The 16,825-nt window shown below is 68.2% G+C and carries 12 protein-coding genes; 2 read left to right on the top strand and 10 right to left on the bottom strand.

The annotated features are described in order from the left end of the window. Complete coding sequence (locus BRX43_RS20810) at positions 1 to 528, bottom strand: hypothetical protein (RefSeq protein WP_241214835.1); 528 nt, start codon at positions 526 to 528, stop codon at positions 1 to 3. A 144-nt stretch (positions 529 to 672) separates the two neighbouring features. Here BRX43_RS20810 and BRX43_RS07430 point away from each other — a divergent pair, with 144 nt between their 5' ends. Then, positions 673 to 2,079, top strand: coding sequence for a nucleobase:cation symporter-2 family protein (locus tag BRX43_RS07430; RefSeq protein ID WP_125994223.1), 1,407 nt, complete (start codon positions 673 to 675; stop codon positions 2,077 to 2,079). Positions 2,080 to 2,082: 3 nt separating this feature from the next. On the opposite strand, the gene BRX43_RS07425 is transcribed toward BRX43_RS07430, so the two are convergent. From BRX43_RS07425 to BRX43_RS07415, 3 genes are read right to left on the bottom strand one after another with little or no spacing between them, the layout of a single operon-like run. Then, on the bottom strand, positions 2,083 to 3,441 hold the full coding sequence (locus tag BRX43_RS07425; protein ID WP_125994222.1) for an 8-oxoguanine deaminase: 1,359 nt from the start codon (positions 3,439 to 3,441) through the stop codon (positions 2,083 to 2,085). Next, positions 3,438 to 4,535, bottom strand: a complete 1,098-nt coding sequence (locus BRX43_RS07420; RefSeq protein ID WP_125994221.1) for a purine nucleoside permease — start codon at positions 4,533 to 4,535, stop codon at positions 3,438 to 3,440. The genes BRX43_RS07425 and BRX43_RS07420 overlap by 4 nt, the downstream gene beginning before the upstream one ends. 56 nt (positions 4,536 to 4,591) lie before the next feature. Next, a complete protein-coding gene (locus BRX43_RS07415; RefSeq protein ID WP_125994220.1) occupies positions 4,592 to 7,084 on the bottom strand; it encodes a TonB-dependent receptor in 2,493 nt (830 codons plus the stop codon). A 221-nt stretch (positions 7,085 to 7,305) separates the two neighbouring features. On the opposite strand from BRX43_RS07415, the gene BRX43_RS07410 reads away from it, so the two are divergent. After that, positions 7,306 to 8,226, top strand: coding sequence for a LysR family transcriptional regulator (locus BRX43_RS07410; protein WP_125994219.1), 921 nt, complete (start codon positions 7,306 to 7,308; stop codon positions 8,224 to 8,226). Here the strand turns inward: BRX43_RS07410 and BRX43_RS07405 are convergent. From BRX43_RS07405 to BRX43_RS07380, 6 genes are read right to left on the bottom strand one after another with little or no spacing between them, the layout of a single operon-like run. Beyond that, the gene (locus BRX43_RS07405) at positions 8,205 to 9,338 is read right to left on the bottom strand and encodes a nucleoside hydrolase (RefSeq protein ID WP_346962854.1); all 1,134 of its coding nucleotides are present in this window, start codon (positions 9,336 to 9,338) and stop codon (positions 8,205 to 8,207) included. The two genes, BRX43_RS07410 and BRX43_RS07405, sit on opposite strands and share 22 nt — an antisense overlap. Next, complete coding sequence (gene guaD / locus BRX43_RS07400; RefSeq protein WP_125994218.1) at positions 9,335 to 10,624, bottom strand: guanine deaminase; 1,290 nt, start codon at positions 10,622 to 10,624, stop codon at positions 9,335 to 9,337. Before guaD ends, BRX43_RS07405 begins: the two co-directional genes overlap by 4 nt. Beyond that, positions 10,621 to 11,571, bottom strand: a complete 951-nt coding sequence (gene xdhC / locus BRX43_RS07395) for a xanthine dehydrogenase accessory protein XdhC (RefSeq protein WP_125994217.1) — start codon at positions 11,569 to 11,571, stop codon at positions 10,621 to 10,623. Before xdhC ends, guaD begins: the two co-directional genes overlap by 4 nt. After that, positions 11,568 to 13,880, bottom strand: a complete 2,313-nt coding sequence (gene xdhB / locus BRX43_RS07390) for a xanthine dehydrogenase molybdopterin binding subunit (RefSeq protein WP_125994216.1) — start codon at positions 13,878 to 13,880, stop codon at positions 11,568 to 11,570. Before xdhB ends, xdhC begins: the two co-directional genes overlap by 4 nt. Further along, on the bottom strand, positions 13,880 to 15,286 hold the full coding sequence (xdhA, locus tag BRX43_RS07385; RefSeq protein WP_125994215.1) for a xanthine dehydrogenase small subunit: 1,407 nt from the start codon (positions 15,284 to 15,286) through the stop codon (positions 13,880 to 13,882). Before xdhA ends, xdhB begins: the two co-directional genes overlap by 1 nt. Positions 15,287 to 15,290: 4 nt before the next feature. Then, positions 15,291 to 16,646, bottom strand: a complete 1,356-nt coding sequence (locus BRX43_RS07380) for an NCS2 family permease (RefSeq protein ID WP_125994214.1) — start codon at positions 16,644 to 16,646, stop codon at positions 15,291 to 15,293. Positions 16,647 to 16,825 lie beyond the last annotated feature (179 nt).

The raw sequence follows: 16,825 nt of genomic DNA, 5'->3' as shown, positions 1-16,825 counted from the left end.
TCATCGCTCGATCAGGATATAATGATGCGGCCCGTCCCGATCAGCCAGCAGGCGAAGGCGGACCTTGGTCGGGCGCATCCGCAAGGTCAGCACATAGGGTATGATGTCGTCGATCGCGGCTTCGTCCTCGAACCGCTGCGCTACCATGAAGTTGTTCATGCACTGGCCGACGGCCTCGAAAAAGGGCACGCCCAGCACCGTGGACGGGTCGAGACCGGACATGCGCGCTTCGGTCGCGTTATAGATGGTGACGATCGTGTCTGCGTCGAAGCCGACCACCCCGTAAGGCAGGGCATCCCGCTCTTCGGCGGTCATTCCATCGAGGTCGCCGATCGCGACCGTCTCAAAACTAGCGTCTGACACCGGCACAAGCACTCCACGTTCAGCGCTACATGCCCGACCAATATTTAACCGCCCGCTAAGACCGTCGGATTTCCATCCGAATTTCAGCGTCTTTGCACCGGGACTGCCGATGGGGCGCGACGAGCGCGCTTCTTTTCCGGGCACGAACACCGCCGGTCCGACCATCCCGCGTACCCGCGCCCCCAAGCCGCACCATGGCGAGTGATGCCTTTTCTCGATCGCTTCGTTCCAGAAACGGTGCTGGTGGCGACAGGTTCGATGTCGATACGATGACCGTCATCACATAGCGGATCGACGGAGACCCAGCCCATGCAATCGGCGACAACGGAGTTGCCCCTGGCAGGACAGGCGGGGGCCGAGCCGTCCGCCGCGCCCGCCGGCCACCGGATCGACGATGGCGTGGACGCGGTTCTGCCCGCGCGGCGCCTGGTCCCGCTGGCCTTGCAGCATGTGCTGGTCATGTATGCCGGGGCGGTGGCCGTGCCGCTGGTTGTCGGCCGCGCGCTCGATCTGCCGCCGGCGCAACTGGGTCTGCTGATCAGCGCCGATCTGGTCGCCTGCGGGTTCGCCACGCTGATCCAGACGCTGGGGCTGCCCTTGGTCGGCATTCGCCTGCCGATCGTGATGGGGGTGACCTTCGCATCGATCAGCCCGATGCTGGCGATGATCGCCGCCGGCAAGGCTGATGGCGCGCCGGCCGAGGAGGTGCTGCGCGGCATTTACGGCGCGGTCATCGTCGCGGGGGTGTTCGGGTTCTTCATCGCGCCGTTCGTCGGCCGGGTGTCGCGGCTGTTTCCCCCCGCCGTGACGGGGACGGTGATCCTGTCGATCGGCCTCAGCCTGATGCGTGTCGGCATCAACTGGGCGGGGGGCGGGCAGCCGACCGATCCCGGCTATGGCGCGCCGGCCCATCTGCTGCTGGCGCTGCTGACGCTGGGTGTCGTGCTGTGCCTGATGCGGTTCGGCCATGGCCTGGTGCGGAGCGGCGCCGTGCTGGTCGGCACGGTCGCGGGCACGATCATCGCCGGGGCGATGGGGCATGTCGACCTGACCCCGGTGCGGGAGGCTCCATGGTTCGCGCTGGTGCGGCCGTTCCAGTTCGGCCTGCCCAGCTTCCAACTGCCCGCATCGATCGCGATGTGCCTCGTCATGATGACCGTGATGATCGAATCGTTCGGCATGTTCATGGCGGCCGGGCAGATGGTCGGCCGACCGGTCGACCGTCGCCAGATGGTGCGGGGCCTGCGCGGTGATGCGGCGGGCACGCTGCTGGGCGGCGTGTTCAATACCTTCCCCTATACCTCGTTCGCCCAGAATATCGGGTTGCTCAGCATCACCGGCGTCCGGTCGCGCTTCGTCTGTGCGGGGGCGGGGGTGATCCTGCTCACGCTCGGCTTTTGCCCGAAGCTGGCGGCGCTGGTCGCGGCGGTGCCCCTGCCGGTGCTGGGGGGTGCCGCGCTGGTCATGTTCGGGATGATCGCGGCGACCGGCATCCGCATCCTGGGGTCGGTCGAACTGACGTTCGAGCGGCTGGTGACCATCGCGGTGTCGATCGCCGTCGGACTGATCCCCGTCCTGTCCGATCGGTTCTTCCAGGCTATGCCGGATGCGCTGGCGCCGCTGCTGCATTCGGGCATCGTGCTGGCGTCGATCAGCGCGGTCGGGCTGAACGCCTTCTTCTCCGGCCGGGCCAGCACGGACGACCCGATGGCGTAGCGATCAGCGGTCGCGAAGCCGCGCGATCGAATGGCGGGCCTGGTCCAGGATCGCGGGGAGCGGGGCGCACCGCAGCTCACCGCCCGATATGATGGTCCGTCCCTCGACGACCAGGTCGCGCACGCCGGCGGGCGGGCAAAGCACCAGCCCGTCCACCGGGTCCCATGCGCCGGTATTGGCGGCCATCGCCACGTCCCACACCGCCAGATCGGCGCGCCGTCCGACCGTCAGCGCGCCGCAGTCTTGGCGTCCCAGCATCTCGGCGCCACCGCGCGTCGCCAGCCTGAGCGCCGCGCGGGCGGACAGCGCCTCCGCGCCTCCGGTGACGCGCTGGAGCAGCAGCGCCTGCCGCGCCTCCTGCAACAGGTTTCCACTGTCGTTGGAGGCCGATCCGTCGACGCCCAGCCCCAAGGGCACGCCGGCGGCGAGCATCTGCCTTACCGGCGCGATCCCGCAACCGAGCCGGCAGTTCGAGCAGGGACAATGCGCGACGCCGGTGCCGGTCGCAGCGAACAGCGCGATCTCGTCGGCATCCAGCTTGACGGCATGGGCCATCCACACGTCCCGGCCGGTCCAGCCGAGCCGTTCGGCATAGACGCCGGGGCGACAGCCGAAGCGCGCCAGGGAGAAGGCGACGTCGTCCTCATCCTCGGCCAGGTGGGTGTGGAGCATCACGCCCTTGTCGCGGGCGAGCAGCGCCGCATCGCGCATCAGCCCCTCGCTGACCGAGAAGGGCGAGCAGGGCGCGACCCCGATCCGGACCATCGCGCCGGGGGCAGGGTCATGAAACCGGTCGATCACCCGTATCGTGTCGGCCAGGATGGCGGGCTCGCGTTCGACCAGCGCGTCGGGCGGCAGGCCGCCGGCACTTTCGCCGACACTCATGCTGCCGCGCGTCGGATGGAAGCGCAGGCCGACCTCGCCCGCGGCGGCGATCGTGTCGTCGAGCGTGACGCCGTTCGGATAGAGATAGAGATGATCGGTGCTGAGGGTGCAGCCGGACAAGGCCAGTTCGGCCAGGCCAAGGCGCGCGGCGGCATGGACATCGTCGGGGCGATAGCGCGCCCAGATCGGATAGAGCCGCCGCAGCCAGCCGAACAGCGAGGCGTCGGTCGCGCCGGGTACGGCGCGGGTCAGCGACTGGAACAGATGATGGTGCGTGTTGACCAGTCCGGGCGTGACCACGCAGTCCCGCGCGTCGATCGTGCGGTCGGCACTCCGCCGAAGCTGCGCGAGCGCCTCGGTGGTGCCGATGGCGGTGATGATCCCGTCGCGCCACGCGATCGCGCCATCGACGATCTCGCGCCCGTCATCGTCCATCGTGACGAGTGCGGCGGCGGAATGCAGGACGGTCAGCGTCATTGGGGCGGGGTCGTGCCGTAGCGATCCCAATGCGCCAGCAGCTCGGTCACGACCCGGTCCCCGACCCGGTACAGGCTTTCGACCGATGCGTTCAGGCCGGCATAGCCTTCATTCTCGCGCAGCAGATAATCGGCTGCGGTGACGCCGGGGGGCGGCATGGTATAGTTGCTGCCCGTGCGCAGGACGAGGACGCGATCCTTGTCGGCGCGACCGATCTTCGACAGATAGGCGATGGCCTGGAGCGTCCCGCTTTCCTCCATCGCGCTGGTCACGAAATTGCCCTTGCCCCGCGTGAAATAGCGCGTGTGGTCGTTCGCCCAGCGATTGAGCAGCGCGCCGTGCCAGAAGGTCATGGCGGAGAATTGATCGCCCATCAGCACGAAGGGCGGCTTTCGCGCATTGGGATGGTCGGTATAGCGCGCGCGTTCGCGGGCGATGCCGGGATCGTCGGGCAGCGCCACGTCGCGGGTCAGTCGAAACGCCCATTCGGCGAGGCGCGGATTGAGCGCGAACACCTCGCCGCCATCGGTGCGCGGCGGCGCGGGGTCGCTCGGCCCCTTGCGATCGAGCGGGAAATAGCCGCTCTTCCAGTCGGCGGGGATTTCGCGCGCGTCGATCTCATGCGCGAGATCGCCGTCGACGACATAGCGTGCCCAGGCAGCCGAACCGATCGAGGCATCCGCGGGATCGATGCCGGCGATGCCCGCGACCAGCCAATAGGCGCGCGACAGGTCGAGCCGGGTGTCGAGACCGAGTGCGGTGACCGCCGCCGCCGACCGGATCGATCCGACGCCGGTGACGATGCCCAAAATCTGGGTTTCGGGGTTGTAATAGATGTCGTGGAAGCCGTGGGGGAAGGGAATGCGCTGGTGCAGGTTGCGCCGCGTCTTCCACAACTGGAATTCGCCGGCGGTATCGCCTTCGTCCTTGCCGATTTCGAACATGGTGACGACGACCATCCGCACGGGCAGCGGCTTGGCGCACGGCGCGGCGATGGCGCAGAGTGGTGCGGTGGCGGCGGGTGCGGGTGCGGCCTGGGGCGGCAGGACGGGCGCGGCGGCGGCAAGCAGCAGGCCGGTGACGAAAGCATGCATGATCGATACTCCGGCGGGGCGGGGGAGGCGGCGTGTCCGCTTCCCCGCCTGCACCATCAGAATTTATAGACGGCCGATGCCAGGAAGCTGCGCGGGCGTTCGGGCAGGACGATGGTGCTGCCGAACAACTCCGTGAAGTTGGCGCGGAAATAGCGTGCGTTGGTCGCGTTCTTGACGACGACGCGGAACAGCCACGGGCCGGTCTGGTACGAACTCGACAGGTCGACCAGCGTATAGCCGGGCAGGCGCACCGCCTGGGATTGGCCCGAAAAGACCGAGTCCACCTTCACCATGCTGCCGCTGACCGACAGGCCGTTGTCGAAGCCATAGGTGGCGGTGGCGGAATAGAGGTTGGCGGGAATGCCCGCCCGGCGCGCGGCATTGCGATTGCCGATCGGGATAAGGCCGGTCGGCTGACCGCCCAGATACAGGGTCGGATCGGTGACGTTGACCAGATCCTCGATGCCGAAGAAGCTGAACAGCGTGCCGGATCTCAGTCCGGTCAGGTTGACGACCTCGGTATGGGTATAGGCAGCGGTGACCAGGAGATGGCGGTCGACCGCCCAGCGCGCCTCGGCCTCCACGCCCTTCGTCTCGACCGCCTGGTTGACGGTGATCGACTGGATGTTGAAGTCGGTCCGGTTCTGCTTGTAGACCGACAGCGCCGCATAGAGCTTGTCGTTCAGCCAGCTGCCCTTCACGCCGCCTTCGTACAGGCGCGAGGTCGACATGAAGCCCGATTGCACCGCCTCGGGCAGGACTTCTGCACCCTGGCCGACGACGATCGTGGATTGCTGCGACGCGGTCGCATAGGGGATGAGGCCGAAGGGCAGCTTGTAGGACGCGCTGGCGGTCCACGACCAGCCATCGTCGCTGCCCTTGGCCGATGTCACGGTCGGCGCCCGGTCCATCACCGTCGGATCATAGCGTGACGCGGCATCGACCTTGTCGTAGCGGCCGCCCAGCAGCAGATCGAGGCCAAAGGAGAAGTCCAGGTCGACCAGCGCGGCGATGCCATAGTCGGTCGTATGGCCGAAGACGCGGTCGGTGTAGCCGCAATTGCACTCTGTCGAGAGCAGTCGGTTCGATGCCGGGGTATAACCCCGGGTCAGGTCGACGCGGTGGAAATACTCAAAGTCGAAATCGTCGCCATAGTCGAAATTGACGTAGCGGACCGACGGTGAAAGTTGCGCCGAGAATTTGCCGGCGCTGGTCTGGACCGACTTGGCCAGGACGATCTTGTCCTCGATCACATAGGAATGGACGCGCTGGGAGAAGCCGTAATCGTTGCTGTTGATGTTACGGGTGTTGTCGAAGAACAGCTGGTTCTTGACGGTCAGGTCGTCCAGTCCGTCGAACGTGATGTCGTAGTAGAGCGTCGTCTGCTTGTTGTGCAGCTTGTCGTTGACGCCGGTCAGCACGTCGCGGCGGCTGAGCGTGGTGGTGCCGGTGTCGACCAGGTTCAGCTGTGGATAGGTCTGGGTGAAACAGGCATTGGTGAAGCCGGTGGCGAAGGGGCTGAAGCTGCTGTTGTGGCAGGTGAAGTTGCCGAAGATCGACAGCCCGTTGGGCACCGACGCCCGGATCTCGCCCTGCGAGATCTGGCCGTCGCCATTGGTATCGAGCGGCTTGGCGGTGCCGGTGATATAGGTGCCGTCGTCGACCAGCTTCTGGGTCAGGCGGTTCCAGCCGCCATTCTGCTGCCCTTTGAAATTCTGGTGCTGACCGCCGAATTCGACCCGGATCCGGTCGGTCAGCCGATGGTCGAACGCGCCTTGCAGGATCGTCTGCTTGGTCGACATGTTGCGGTAATAGCTGCCGGAATCCTCGATTTCGGCATAGAGGCTGTAGCCGAGATCGGCACCCAGGACCCGCGCCGGACCACGGACTTCGGCACGCAAATTGTTCCGGTCCCAGCTGCCGCCGGTATAGCTCAACTCGCCCGTCGGCTTGCTCAGCAGCGCGCCACCCGCGACCCGCGCCGATTTCGGCACGAAGTTCAGATAGCCGCCGGTCTTGGACGGGCCATAGATGGGCGAGGCGGGACCGCGCACGATGTCGATCCGATCGGCGGCGGCGATGGGCGTCGGATAATTGCCCGCATTGTCGAGGCGTCGGACACCCCGGAAATAGGTCTCGCCCGGCGTCCCGCGAATGTCGAGCGCGCCGCCCACCCCGAAGAAGGAGTTGGTGAAGGTGCCGGGCGACTGGGCGACCAGGTCGTAGATGTCGGTAATTCCGAACCGTTCGATCTGTTCGTCGCTGATCGTCGAGGCGGAGCGCGGCGTCTCCACCAGCGTCTTGTCGAAGCCGAAGACCGAGCCGACATCCTTGACCGGCAGGGCGTTCAGCGAGCCGGTGACGACGATCTCGCCACCCTCCTGCGTCGTAGAATCGGCGGCCGTCGTCACGGACGCCTTGTCCTGCGCGAAGGCCGGCGTCGCCAGCGCCGTCCCGCACAGCAGCGACGCGGCAAGGGCGAGCCCGGCACCGCGCGGCGGCTTCGGGACGTCCGAAATGGTGGAATGCGAGCAAGCGCCTATGGTCATGGTGAGCCCCCCTGCGACGTCCGATCCGTTTCCCCGGCTCGGTCCGTCGCCAATGTTCCCCGCCTCTCCCATGATCATGGTCGGTCCGAAGCCACGCGCCCCTCCATGGGGGGTGATCGCCGATTGGCGCGCGCGGCAGGCCGACTTGGCGATTGACCTACGGCGCGCCTTCGTTGCATTCAAACGCAATGATCACGATGATCCGTTGCAAAAATTAGCGCATGCCAGCACTCTCACGCTTCATCCGGTATTTCATGGCGGTCGGGCGGCTGGGGTCGATCCGGCGCGCCGCCGATGAACTGTCCGTCTCGGCCTCGGCGATCGACCGGCAGATCCTGAATGCCGAGGCGCGGCTGGGCGTGCAGCTGTTCGAGCGGCTGCCCACCGGGCTGCGGCTGACGGCGGCGGGCGAGGTGATGATGGCGGCGGGCGGGCGCTGGCAGAAGCAGCTGGGCGATACGCTGTCGCAGATCGAGGATTTGCGCGGGCTGAAGCGCGGCCATGTCGACATCGCGGTGATCGATGCGCTTTCGAAGGGCCATATGCCGGCGGCCATCCATGCGATCCAGCAGACTTATCCCGGCATCACCATCGGCGTGCACGTGCTGGGCAACGAGCAGGTGCGTCGCGCGATCGCCGCCAACGACGTGGATTTCGGCATCCTGTTCGATCCGCAATCCTATCAGGATCTGACGGTGCGCGCCTTTGTCGATGTGGTGCTCGGCGTCGTTTCGCCACCCGGCCATCCGCTGGCGGGCCGGGCGGGTGTCCGGTTTTCCGATTGCGACGGCGAGGCGGTGATCCTGCCCGCCGCGCCGCTGGCGGTGCACCAGCAGGTGGCGGTGCTGGAGGGCACGTCCGGCGTCACGCTCCACCGCCGCGTGACGTCCGACAATATCCAGATGATCGCCTCGCTGGTGCAGCAGGGGGGCGGCCTGGGCATCCTCACCTCGCTCGACGTGACGACCGAGGTCCGGGCGGGGACGCTGGCCTTCACCCGGATCGTCGACAAGGTGCTGCGCCCCATGACGCTGGCGCTGTGCACGGCGACGGCGCGGACGCCCTCCTATGCCGCCGCGATGGTGCTGCGCGAGATCGAGGCGCGCTTCACCCAGTTCGCCTACATCCCCCCTCCGGCCTGACGCCGGGCGGGTCGCGCCAGCAGGCGCAGCATCAGCGCCTCCAGCCGGTTGGGGTCGATGGTGCGGACCAGCTCGGCGCGTTGCTCGCCCAGACCGGGCTGATAGCCCTCGTTCCATGACAGCGTGTCGCCATAACCGGGTCCGAACTGGGTATCGTAATCGACGAACGCATTCTGCCGCCCGGTGACGATGCTCGGGTCGAGCCAGATCGCGGCGGCGATCTCGTCCCACATCGGAAAGCCGGGTTCGAGGCTACCGATCCAGGCGGCGACGGCGGGCGGCGACACGGCGCGCAGCCGGGCGATCAGTGACGGCGTCAGCTCGGTCGCCGTTGCCGGATCGGCGGGCACCACGGTGATGCGCCGCCACGGGCTGCGCGAAACGATGCTGGCGGCCTCGGGATCGAAGCGCGCATTGAATTCGCGGCGGGGGGAGTGGACGTACTCGCGCGCGAACTGGTCCGCCGATACGCCCGCGCGCATCTGACGCGGATTGAAGCTGCCGCCCATATAGACCAGTTCCTTGGCCAGCCCGGCAAATGCGGGGTCGAGCCGCTGAGCCAGGGCGAGGTTGGTCAGCGGTCCCATGGCGATGATCGTCACCTGCCCGGGATGTTCGTGGACCATGCGCAGCAGGAAATTGGCGGCGATCTCGGGCGAGGGGCGGGCGGTCGGATTGCCGCCGGGCAGGTCGACCGGATCGTCGGCGCGGTGATAGGGCGGCGTGCTCTGTTGGGTCGGCTCGACCCATTGGCGCATCCACGCCCCCTTCCAGATCAGCTTGCCGTACAGGCTTTCCCAGCGTTCGGTTAGAACCTCCGAATTGACCAGCGGATAGGTGGCGCCCGGCACGACGGGGACATGCCGGTCCATCCGCTCGACCCCCTTCAGCGCCATGGCGGTGGCGCGATTGACCCAGACATTGCCCGTCACGGTGGTGATGCCGAGCACTTCGACATCGGGGGCGTCGAGCAGCATCACATGGCCGAGGCCGAAGCCCTCGTCGTCGACGACCACCATCCGGCGATCCTCCGCCGCCTGCGCCTGGACCGGCGCCGCCGCGCCCAGCACCGCCGCCAGCCCCCATAGCAGAAGGCCCAATACCCGCATCATCCCGTCTCCCGATCCCAGACGCATTCGCCCAGCACATAGGTGCGCCGCACGACCCGGTCGTCGCCCAGCACCTGCATCGCGAACAGCCGCGTCGCCAGATCGGCACCGCCGGTCCGCCGCGCCAGCAGCGGCGTGGCCGCGTCGTCCAGCACGACGAAATCCGCCTCCTGTCCCGGCAACAGCGTCCCGACCCGGTCGCCGATGCCGAGCAGCGCGGCGCTGCCCCCGGTCGCCAAGTACAGTGCCCGGAACGGATCGAGCCGAACTTCGCGGGCCAGCGCGGCCTGATAGGCGACACCGGCGGTATGCAGCAGAGAAAAGGACGTGCCGGCCCCGATATCGCTGCCCAGGCCCAGCCGCATCCGATGGGCGTCGGCCTGTCCGAAGTCGAAAAAGCCCGATCCCAGGAAGAGATTGGATGTCGGGCAGACGGCGATCCCGGCCCCCGCCTCGGCGATCCGGGCGCAGCTGCGATCGTTCAGGTGGATGCCGTGCGCGAAGACCGAGCGGGGGCCGACCAGCCCGAACCGCTCATAGACGTCGAGATAGTCGTGCGCGTGCGGGAAGCGTTCGGCCACCGCCGCGCATTCATCGGTGTTCTCCGCCAGATGCGTGTGGAGGAGGACGTCCGGATGGGCGTCCAGCAGGGCGGCGGCCTGGTGCAGCTGTGCGTCGGACGAGGTCAGGGCGAAGCGTGGCGTCACCGCATAGCCCAGCCGGCCACGCCCCCGCCAATGCCGGATCAGCGCTTCGCTATCGACGCGGGCATCGTGCGGCGTGTCGCGCAGGCCTTGGGGGCCAAGGTCCATCAGCACCTTGCCCGACACGATCCGCATCCGCCGGTCGAGCGCCGCCTCGAACAGCGCATCCACCGATCCCGGATGGACGGTCGGGAACACCAGCGCGCTGGTGGTGCCGTTGCGGAGCAGCTCCGTCAGGAACGCCTCCGCCACGCTGGTCGCGTGGAGCGGGTCGGCGAACGCCATCTCCGCCGGGAAGATATGGCGTTCGAGCCAGTCGAGCAGCTGTTCGCCATGCGACGCGATCCGGTCCATCTGCGGATAATGGACATGCGCGTCGACGAAGCCGGGGACAACGATGCCGGGCAGGCGTTCGACCGGCAATCCGGCGAAGCGCGGCGCGAGCGTCGCATGATCGCCGCGTGCCACGATCAGCCCGTCCTCCACCGCGAGCAGGCCATCGGGCTCGTACCGGATGGCACCCGGATCGTCCCGGGGATCGGCCGAAACCGACAGCAGTTCGGCGCGGAAAAGGCGTAGGGTCATGGATACTCTGATGTTGCCGCAGCCTCGGCTTGGCCGAGGCTGAGAAGCTGGGCAAGGACCGACAGGGCGATCACCTCCGGTTCCTTGCCCGGAATCGCCGCCAGCCCGATCGGACAGGTGAGCCGCGCGCGCGCGTCGGCCGGCACGGCTTCGCGGGTCAGCCGGGACAGGAACCGGGCGCGCTTGGTCGCCGAGCCGATCAGCCCGACATAGGCGAGGGGCGGGCGGAGCAGGGCGGCCTTGGTCAGCGCATAGTCGAGGCCGTGATCGTGCGTCAGGATCACGACGGCCGCCTCGTCCGGCGCATCGGACAGGCAGGCGGGCAGGCGATCCGCGTCGACGACCGTCACACCCGGCATCTCGGCCAGGTCCGGCCGGCTGTCGAACCATGCCAGCCGCAGCGGCAATCCCCCTACGCGGCGGGCAATCGCCCGACCGACATGGCCGGCCCCGAACAGGTAGAGCGGACGCTGTTCCCGGCCGAGCCGTTCGGACCAGGTCGCGCCGACGCCGGGGCGCTCGCCATGCGCCGATAGCGGCAGGATCGCTGCCATCGGATCGCGCGCGCGCGCGATGCCGGCCGGATGCAGCGTCGTGGTCAGCGTCGTGCCGTTCGCGGCCGCGTCGATCCAGTCGAGCGCCGCCGGGTCGACCCGCTCGATCAACAGACGGACCCGCCCGCCGCAGCATTGGCCGAGCAGGGGGCCGAGCGGATAATCCTGTATCCGCCAGTTACCCGGCGGATGGGCGAGGATCGCGCGCGCCTGTTCGATCGCCTGATGCTCCAGCACACCGCCGCCGATCGTGTCGACCGACACGGCATGGTCGACCACCATCCGCGTGCCGGCTCCGCGCGGGGCCGAGCCCTCGGTCGCGAGGACCGTGACGAGGGCCAGGGGCGTGTCCGGCGCGGCCATGCGTAGCCGGTCGATCCAGGGGACGGTCATGCGCGATGCGCGGCGATGGCCCGCAGGATCGCCTCTGGCGTGGCGGGGGCGTCGAGCGGCGGAAAGGCGCGCCGGTCGGGTGCGGTGGCGGCAATCGCCGCGCCCAGCGCCGACAGCACGCATTGGGCCAGCATGAACGGCGGTTCGCCGACCGCCTTGGACCGGTTGATCGTCGGTTCGACATTCTCGCCGTCCCACAGCGCGATCGACAGACGGTCCGGGCGGTCGCCGGCGGTCGGGATCTTGTAGGTCGCGGGCGAATGGGTCAGCAGCCGGCCGTCGTCGGCGAACACCAGCTGCTCGGTCGTCAGCCAGCCTTGCCCCTGCAGGAACCCGCCTTCGATCTGGCCGAGGTCGATCGCCGGGTTCAGCGACCGGCCGACGTCATGGAGGATATCGGCCGCCAGCACGCGATGTTCGCCGGTCAAGGTATCCACCACCACCTCCGCACAGGCCGCGCCATAGGCGAAGTAATAGAAGGGGCGGCCGCGATGGGCGGCGCGATCATAGGCGATGTGCGGCGTGGCGTAGAAGCCGGTCGACGACAGCGAGACGCGCGCCAGATGCGCCTTGCGGCAAAGCGTGGCGAAGGGGATCGCCTCCGTCCCCGCGACGACGCCGGCCGATGTGAAGCGCACCTCATGCGGTTCGCCGCCACCGATCGACGCGGCCACGCCCGCCAGCCGGTCGCGGATCGTCCGCGCCGCCTCGAACGCGGCCATGCCGTTCAGGTCGGCCCCGGACGAGGCGGCGGTGGCGGAAGTGTTGGGCACCTTGTCGGTGCGCGTCGCGGTGATGCGCACCGCGCTCACCGGTACGGCGAAGACGTCCGCCACGACCTGGGCGACCTTGATGTAGAGGCCCTGACCCATTTCGGTGCCGCCATGGTTCACCTGGATGCTGCCATCGGCATAGACATGCACCAGCGCGCCGGCCTGGTTCAGATGCGTCGTCGTGAAGCTGATCCCGAATTTGACCGGGGCAAGGGCGATGCCCTTTTTCAGGATCGTGTGGCGGGCGTTGAAACCCTGCACCGCCGCGCGGCGGGCGTCATAGTCGCTGTCCCGGCGCAGCCGGGCGATGAGGGCGGGGGCGATATTGTCTGCGACCGTCATGCCATAGGGCGTCACGTCACGACCCGGTCCATAGAGGTTGGCGACACGCACATCGAGCGGATCGTGGCCCAGCGACGCGGCGACGACGTCGATCACCCGTTCGATCGCCAGCATCCCCTGCGGACCGCCGAAACCCCGGAAGGCGGTGGCGGAGACGGTGTGGGTCTTCAGCCGTTCGGACAGGATCTCGACCGCCGGCAGCCAATAGCTGTTGTCGGCATGGAACATCGCCCGGTCGTTGATCGCCGGCGACAGGTCGACCGTCGCGCCGCACCGCGAGGCGAGACGCAAGACCAGGCCGAGGATATGGCCGTCATCATCGAAGCCGACATCATAGTCGATGGCGAAGTCGTGGCGCTTGCCGGTCAGGACCATGTCGTCGTCCCGGTCGCAGCAGAACTTGGCGGGCCGACCGGTCTTGGCCGCGACCAGCGCGGCGGCCGCGGCGAAGGGCGCGGCCTGCGTCTCCTTGCCGCCGAACGCACCGCCCATGCGGCGGACCTCGACCGTCACATCGGCTGACGAGACGCCCAGCAGGTCGGCGACCAGATGCTGCACCTCGCTGGGATGCTGGGTCGAACTGCTGATATGGACCTGGCCATCTTCCTGCGGACGGGCGAGCGCGACTTGGCCCTCCAGGTAGAAATGATCCTGTCCGCCCATGGCGAAGCCGCCGGAGCGGCGATGCGGTGCGGTCGCCAGCGCGGCGACGGCGTCACCGCGGGCCATGCGCTGGGTCGGCTCGATCAGCGAGGCGGCGGCCTGGGCATCGGCGATCGTCAGCAGGGCGGGGCGCGGCGCATAGCTGATCTTTCCGAGCCGCGCCGCCCGCCGCGCCGCGCCCCGGCTGGTCGCGGCCACCAGAAAGATCGGCTGACCGCGATAGAGCACTTCGCCATCGGCGAGCAGTCGGTCGTCATGCGCGACCGGGCTGACATCGTTATGGCCCGGAATATCGGCGGCGGTGAAGACCGCCACGACGCCCGGTGCGGCTCGCACCGCCGACAGGTCGACCGCGACGATGCCGGCATGGGTTTCGGTCGACTGGCCGAAGGCGAGGTGGAGCAGGTCGGCCGGCTCGGCTTCGTCGTCGATATAGCGGGCCGCCCCGGTGACGTGCAGAAGGGCACTGTCATGCGGCAGCGATGGCTTAGCGACCGGTGCGGCGGGGGCGGCGGCGGCACGGTCGGTCATCATAGCGCGCCCAGCACCGATACCGGCTCCCCCTGTTCGCGGTGCCACAGCCGCCACAACAGATTGCCGGCCGCCTCCTGGCGATAGCCGGCGCTGCCGCGCACATCGGTCAAGGGATCGAAATCCTCCCGCAAGGCTGTAGCGGCGCGAACGATCGTGGCGTCGGTGAAGGGCGCGCCGGTCAACGCCGCCTCGCAGTTCGGGGCGCGCCGCGGCGTCGCCGCCATCCCGCCGAACGCGACCCGTGCCTCCTCAATGGTCCCGTCGCGCAATGTCAGGTGGAAGGCGCCGCAGAGCGTCGAAATGTCGCTGTCGAACCGGCGCGACAGCTTGGTGATGTGGACGATGGCGTCGGGGGCGGGGCGGGGGACGTGGACATACTCGACGAACTCGCCGGGTGCGCGATCCTGTTGGCCATAGGCGAGGAAATAATCCTCCAGCGCCAGCGTGCGTCGCTGGTCGCCGCGGCGCAACGTCAGCGATGCGCCGAGCGCGATCAGCGCGGGTGGTCCGTCGCCGATCGGCGAGCCGTTGGCGATATTGCCACCGATGGTGCCGGCATTGCGCACCTGCAACCCGCCGATCCGCCGCACCAGCTCCCCCAGATCGGGATGCAGCCGGTTGAGCACGTCATGCGCCTCGGCATAGCGGACCGCCGCGCCCAGCGTGACCCCGGCGGCGTCCTCCTCGATCGTGCGCAATTCCGGAATGTCGCCGATGAAGACCGGCGTATCGAGGTCGCGCAGCCCCTTCGTCACCCATAGTCCGACATCGGTGGCCCCGGCGATCAGCCGCGCGTGCGGTCGTTCGATCAGCAGATCGGCGAGCGCGTCGGCCGATCGGGGCGCGAACCAGTTTTGCGACGGTTCGGGGGCATCCGCCGCCCGCAGGTCGCGCAACGCGGTGGCCAATGGTCGGTCGTCGCGTTCGATCCGGCACACGTCGCGCGCGGCAGCGAGGATCGGGCCATAGCCGGTGCATCGGCACAGGTTTCCGGCGACCGCATCGGCGACGGGCAGGGCATGGCCCGCCGCCCCGACGGCCCGGCCATAGAGCGACATGACGAAGCCCGGCGTACAGAAACCGCATTGCGAGCTGCCGTTGCGGGCCATGCACGACTGGAGCGGGGTCGGCGCGCCGCCCTGCGACAGGCTTTCGACGGTCAGCACCGCCTTGCCGTCGATCATCGGCAGGAACAGGATGCAGGCATTGACCGCCCGCCAGGCGATGCCGTCGCCCGCCAATTCGCCCACCAGCACGGTGCAGGCGCCGCAATCCCCCTCGGCGCAGCCTTCCTTGGTGCCGGTGCGGCGCAGGCGATAGCGGAGATGGTCGAGCAGGGTCGCGGTCGGCGCGGCATCGGCGATTTCGACGATCGCCTCGTCGAGGAGGAAACGGGTCGTCATCGGCTTACGCGGTCCCCATCCAGGCGAAGCGGGCGATGAAGAGCGCGGCGAGGACGAACAGGAACCAGTCGGCCCGCGTCGCCTGTCCGCGCATCGCCTTCAACACGGCATGGGCGGTGATGCCGAACGCCAGCCCGTTGGCGATCGAGAAGGTCAGCGGGATGAGCGCCACGGTCAGGAACGCCGGGATCGCCGCCAGCGGATCGTCCCACTGCACCTCGACCAGCGGCAACAGCATCAGCCCGCCGACGACGATCAGAGCGGGGGCGGTGGCAGCCAGCGGCACGAGTTGCGCATAGGGGGCGACGAACATGGCCAACAGGAACAGTAGCCCGGTGACGATCGCGGTCAGGCCGGTGCGTCCGCCAGCCTGTACGCCCGCCGCGCTTTCGACATAGCTGGTGACGGTGCTGGTGCCCGCCACCGCGCCGACCATGGTCGCCACCGCATCGGTGAGCAGGATACGATTCAGTCGCGGGATGCGACCCGATGCGTCGACCAGCCCGGCGCGCTTGGTCACCGCGACCAGCGTGCCGATATTGTCGAACAGGTCGACGAACAGGAACACGAACAGGATCTCGAACAGGCCCAGCCCGTGCCGCCCGCCCGCGCCGAACACCCCGGCCAGGTCGACCCGGAACGCCGTTTCGGTCAACATGGTCAGGCTATAGGGCTGGGGGATCATGGTGACCTGCCCCGTCATCCAGGCGACGGCGGTGGTGACGATGATCCCGATCAGCATCGCGCCGCGTATGTTCCAGACGCTCAGCACCGCGATCACCAGCAGCCCGAGCAGCGCCAAGGCCGCGCCGGGCGTGGTCAGCGGGCCGAGCGCGACCAGCGTCGCCGGACTGGCGACGACGATGCCGGCATTTCGGAGGCCGATAAAGCCGATGAAGAGGCCGATCCCGCCCGCCACCGCTGCGAAAAGATGCGGTGGTATGACCGACACGATCAGCTGTCGCACACCGGTCAGCGTCAGGATGAGGAAGCAGAAACCGGAAATCAGCACGCAGCCGAGCGCGACCGGCCAGGGAATGCCCATCTGCTGTACGACGGTGAAGCTGAAATAGGCGTTGAGGCCCATGCCCGGTGCCAGGGCCAGCGGCACATTGGCGACCATACCCATCAGGATCGAGGCGAAGGCGGCGGCAAAGCAGGTCGCCGCCGCAACCGCCGCGACCGGCATCCCGGCCTGTCCCAGGATCGCCGGGTTGACCAGCACGATATAGGCCATCGTCAGAAAGGTGGTGGTTCCGGCCAGTATCTCGGTCCGGACCGAGGTGCCGCGTGCGGTCAGGTCGAACCGGCGTTCCCAAAGGGTTGTGGCCGGTCGTTCCGTTCCTGCCGTCTGTGTCATGTCATCCCCCGGACCCGCCTTGAGGCTCGTCATGCCAGCGGGCAGCCGCCCGATCTACAGCAATGATCGGCATTCCCCGTTGCAAAAATGAGCGCACCAGGGTCGGCGTGGTGTAACGGCCGGCCCCCTGACCGCGCGGTTTACGGCAACGCAACGTGCCGGATATTGCGATGGGCGAG

Source organism: Sphingomonas sp. S-NIH.Pt15_0812 (genome assembly GCF_003951315.1).
Classification (GTDB): Bacteria; Pseudomonadota; Alphaproteobacteria; order Sphingomonadales; family Sphingomonadaceae; genus Sphingomonas.
The sequence above is the reverse complement of the archived record's forward strand: the minus strand, read 5'-3'. Positions and strand labels throughout refer to the sequence as shown.

What these genes read in the sequence shown, in the direction of transcription:
- BRX43_RS20810 (WP_241214835.1), bottom strand. Translation starts at nt 528, where the DNA reads ATGGTCGGACCGGCGGTGTTCGTGCCCGGAAAAGAAGCGCGCTCGTCG.
- BRX43_RS07430 (WP_125994223.1), top strand. Translation starts at nt 673, where the DNA reads ATGCAATCGGCGACAACGGAGTTGCCCCTGGCAGGACAGGCGGGGGCC.
- BRX43_RS07425 (WP_125994222.1), bottom strand. Translation starts at nt 3,441, where the DNA reads ATGACGCTGACCGTCCTGCATTCCGCCGCCGCACTCGTCACGATGGAC.
- BRX43_RS07420 (WP_125994221.1), bottom strand. Translation starts at nt 4,535, where the DNA reads ATGCATGCTTTCGTCACCGGCCTGCTGCTTGCCGCCGCCGCGCCCGTC.
- BRX43_RS07415 (WP_125994220.1), bottom strand. Translation starts at nt 7,084, where the DNA reads ATGACCATAGGCGCTTGCTCGCATTCCACCATTTCGGACGTCCCGAAG.
- BRX43_RS07410 (WP_125994219.1), top strand. Translation starts at nt 7,306, where the DNA reads ATGCCAGCACTCTCACGCTTCATCCGGTATTTCATGGCGGTCGGGCGG.
- BRX43_RS07405 (WP_346962854.1), bottom strand. Translation starts at nt 9,338, where the DNA reads ATGATGCGGGTATTGGGCCTTCTGCTATGGGGGCTGGCGGCGGTGCTG.
- guaD (WP_125994218.1), bottom strand. Translation starts at nt 10,624, where the DNA reads ATGACCCTACGCCTTTTCCGCGCCGAACTGCTGTCGGTTTCGGCCGAT.
- xdhC (WP_125994217.1), bottom strand. Translation starts at nt 11,571, where the DNA reads ATGACCGTCCCCTGGATCGACCGGCTACGCATGGCCGCGCCGGACACG.
- xdhB (WP_125994216.1), bottom strand. Translation starts at nt 13,880, where the DNA reads ATGACCGACCGTGCCGCCGCCGCCCCCGCCGCACCGGTCGCTAAGCCA.
- xdhA (WP_125994215.1), bottom strand. Translation starts at nt 15,286, where the DNA reads ATGACGACCCGTTTCCTCCTCGACGAGGCGATCGTCGAAATCGCCGAT.
- BRX43_RS07380 (WP_125994214.1), bottom strand. Translation starts at nt 16,646, where the DNA reads ATGACACAGACGGCAGGAACGGAACGACCGGCCACAACCCTTTGGGAA.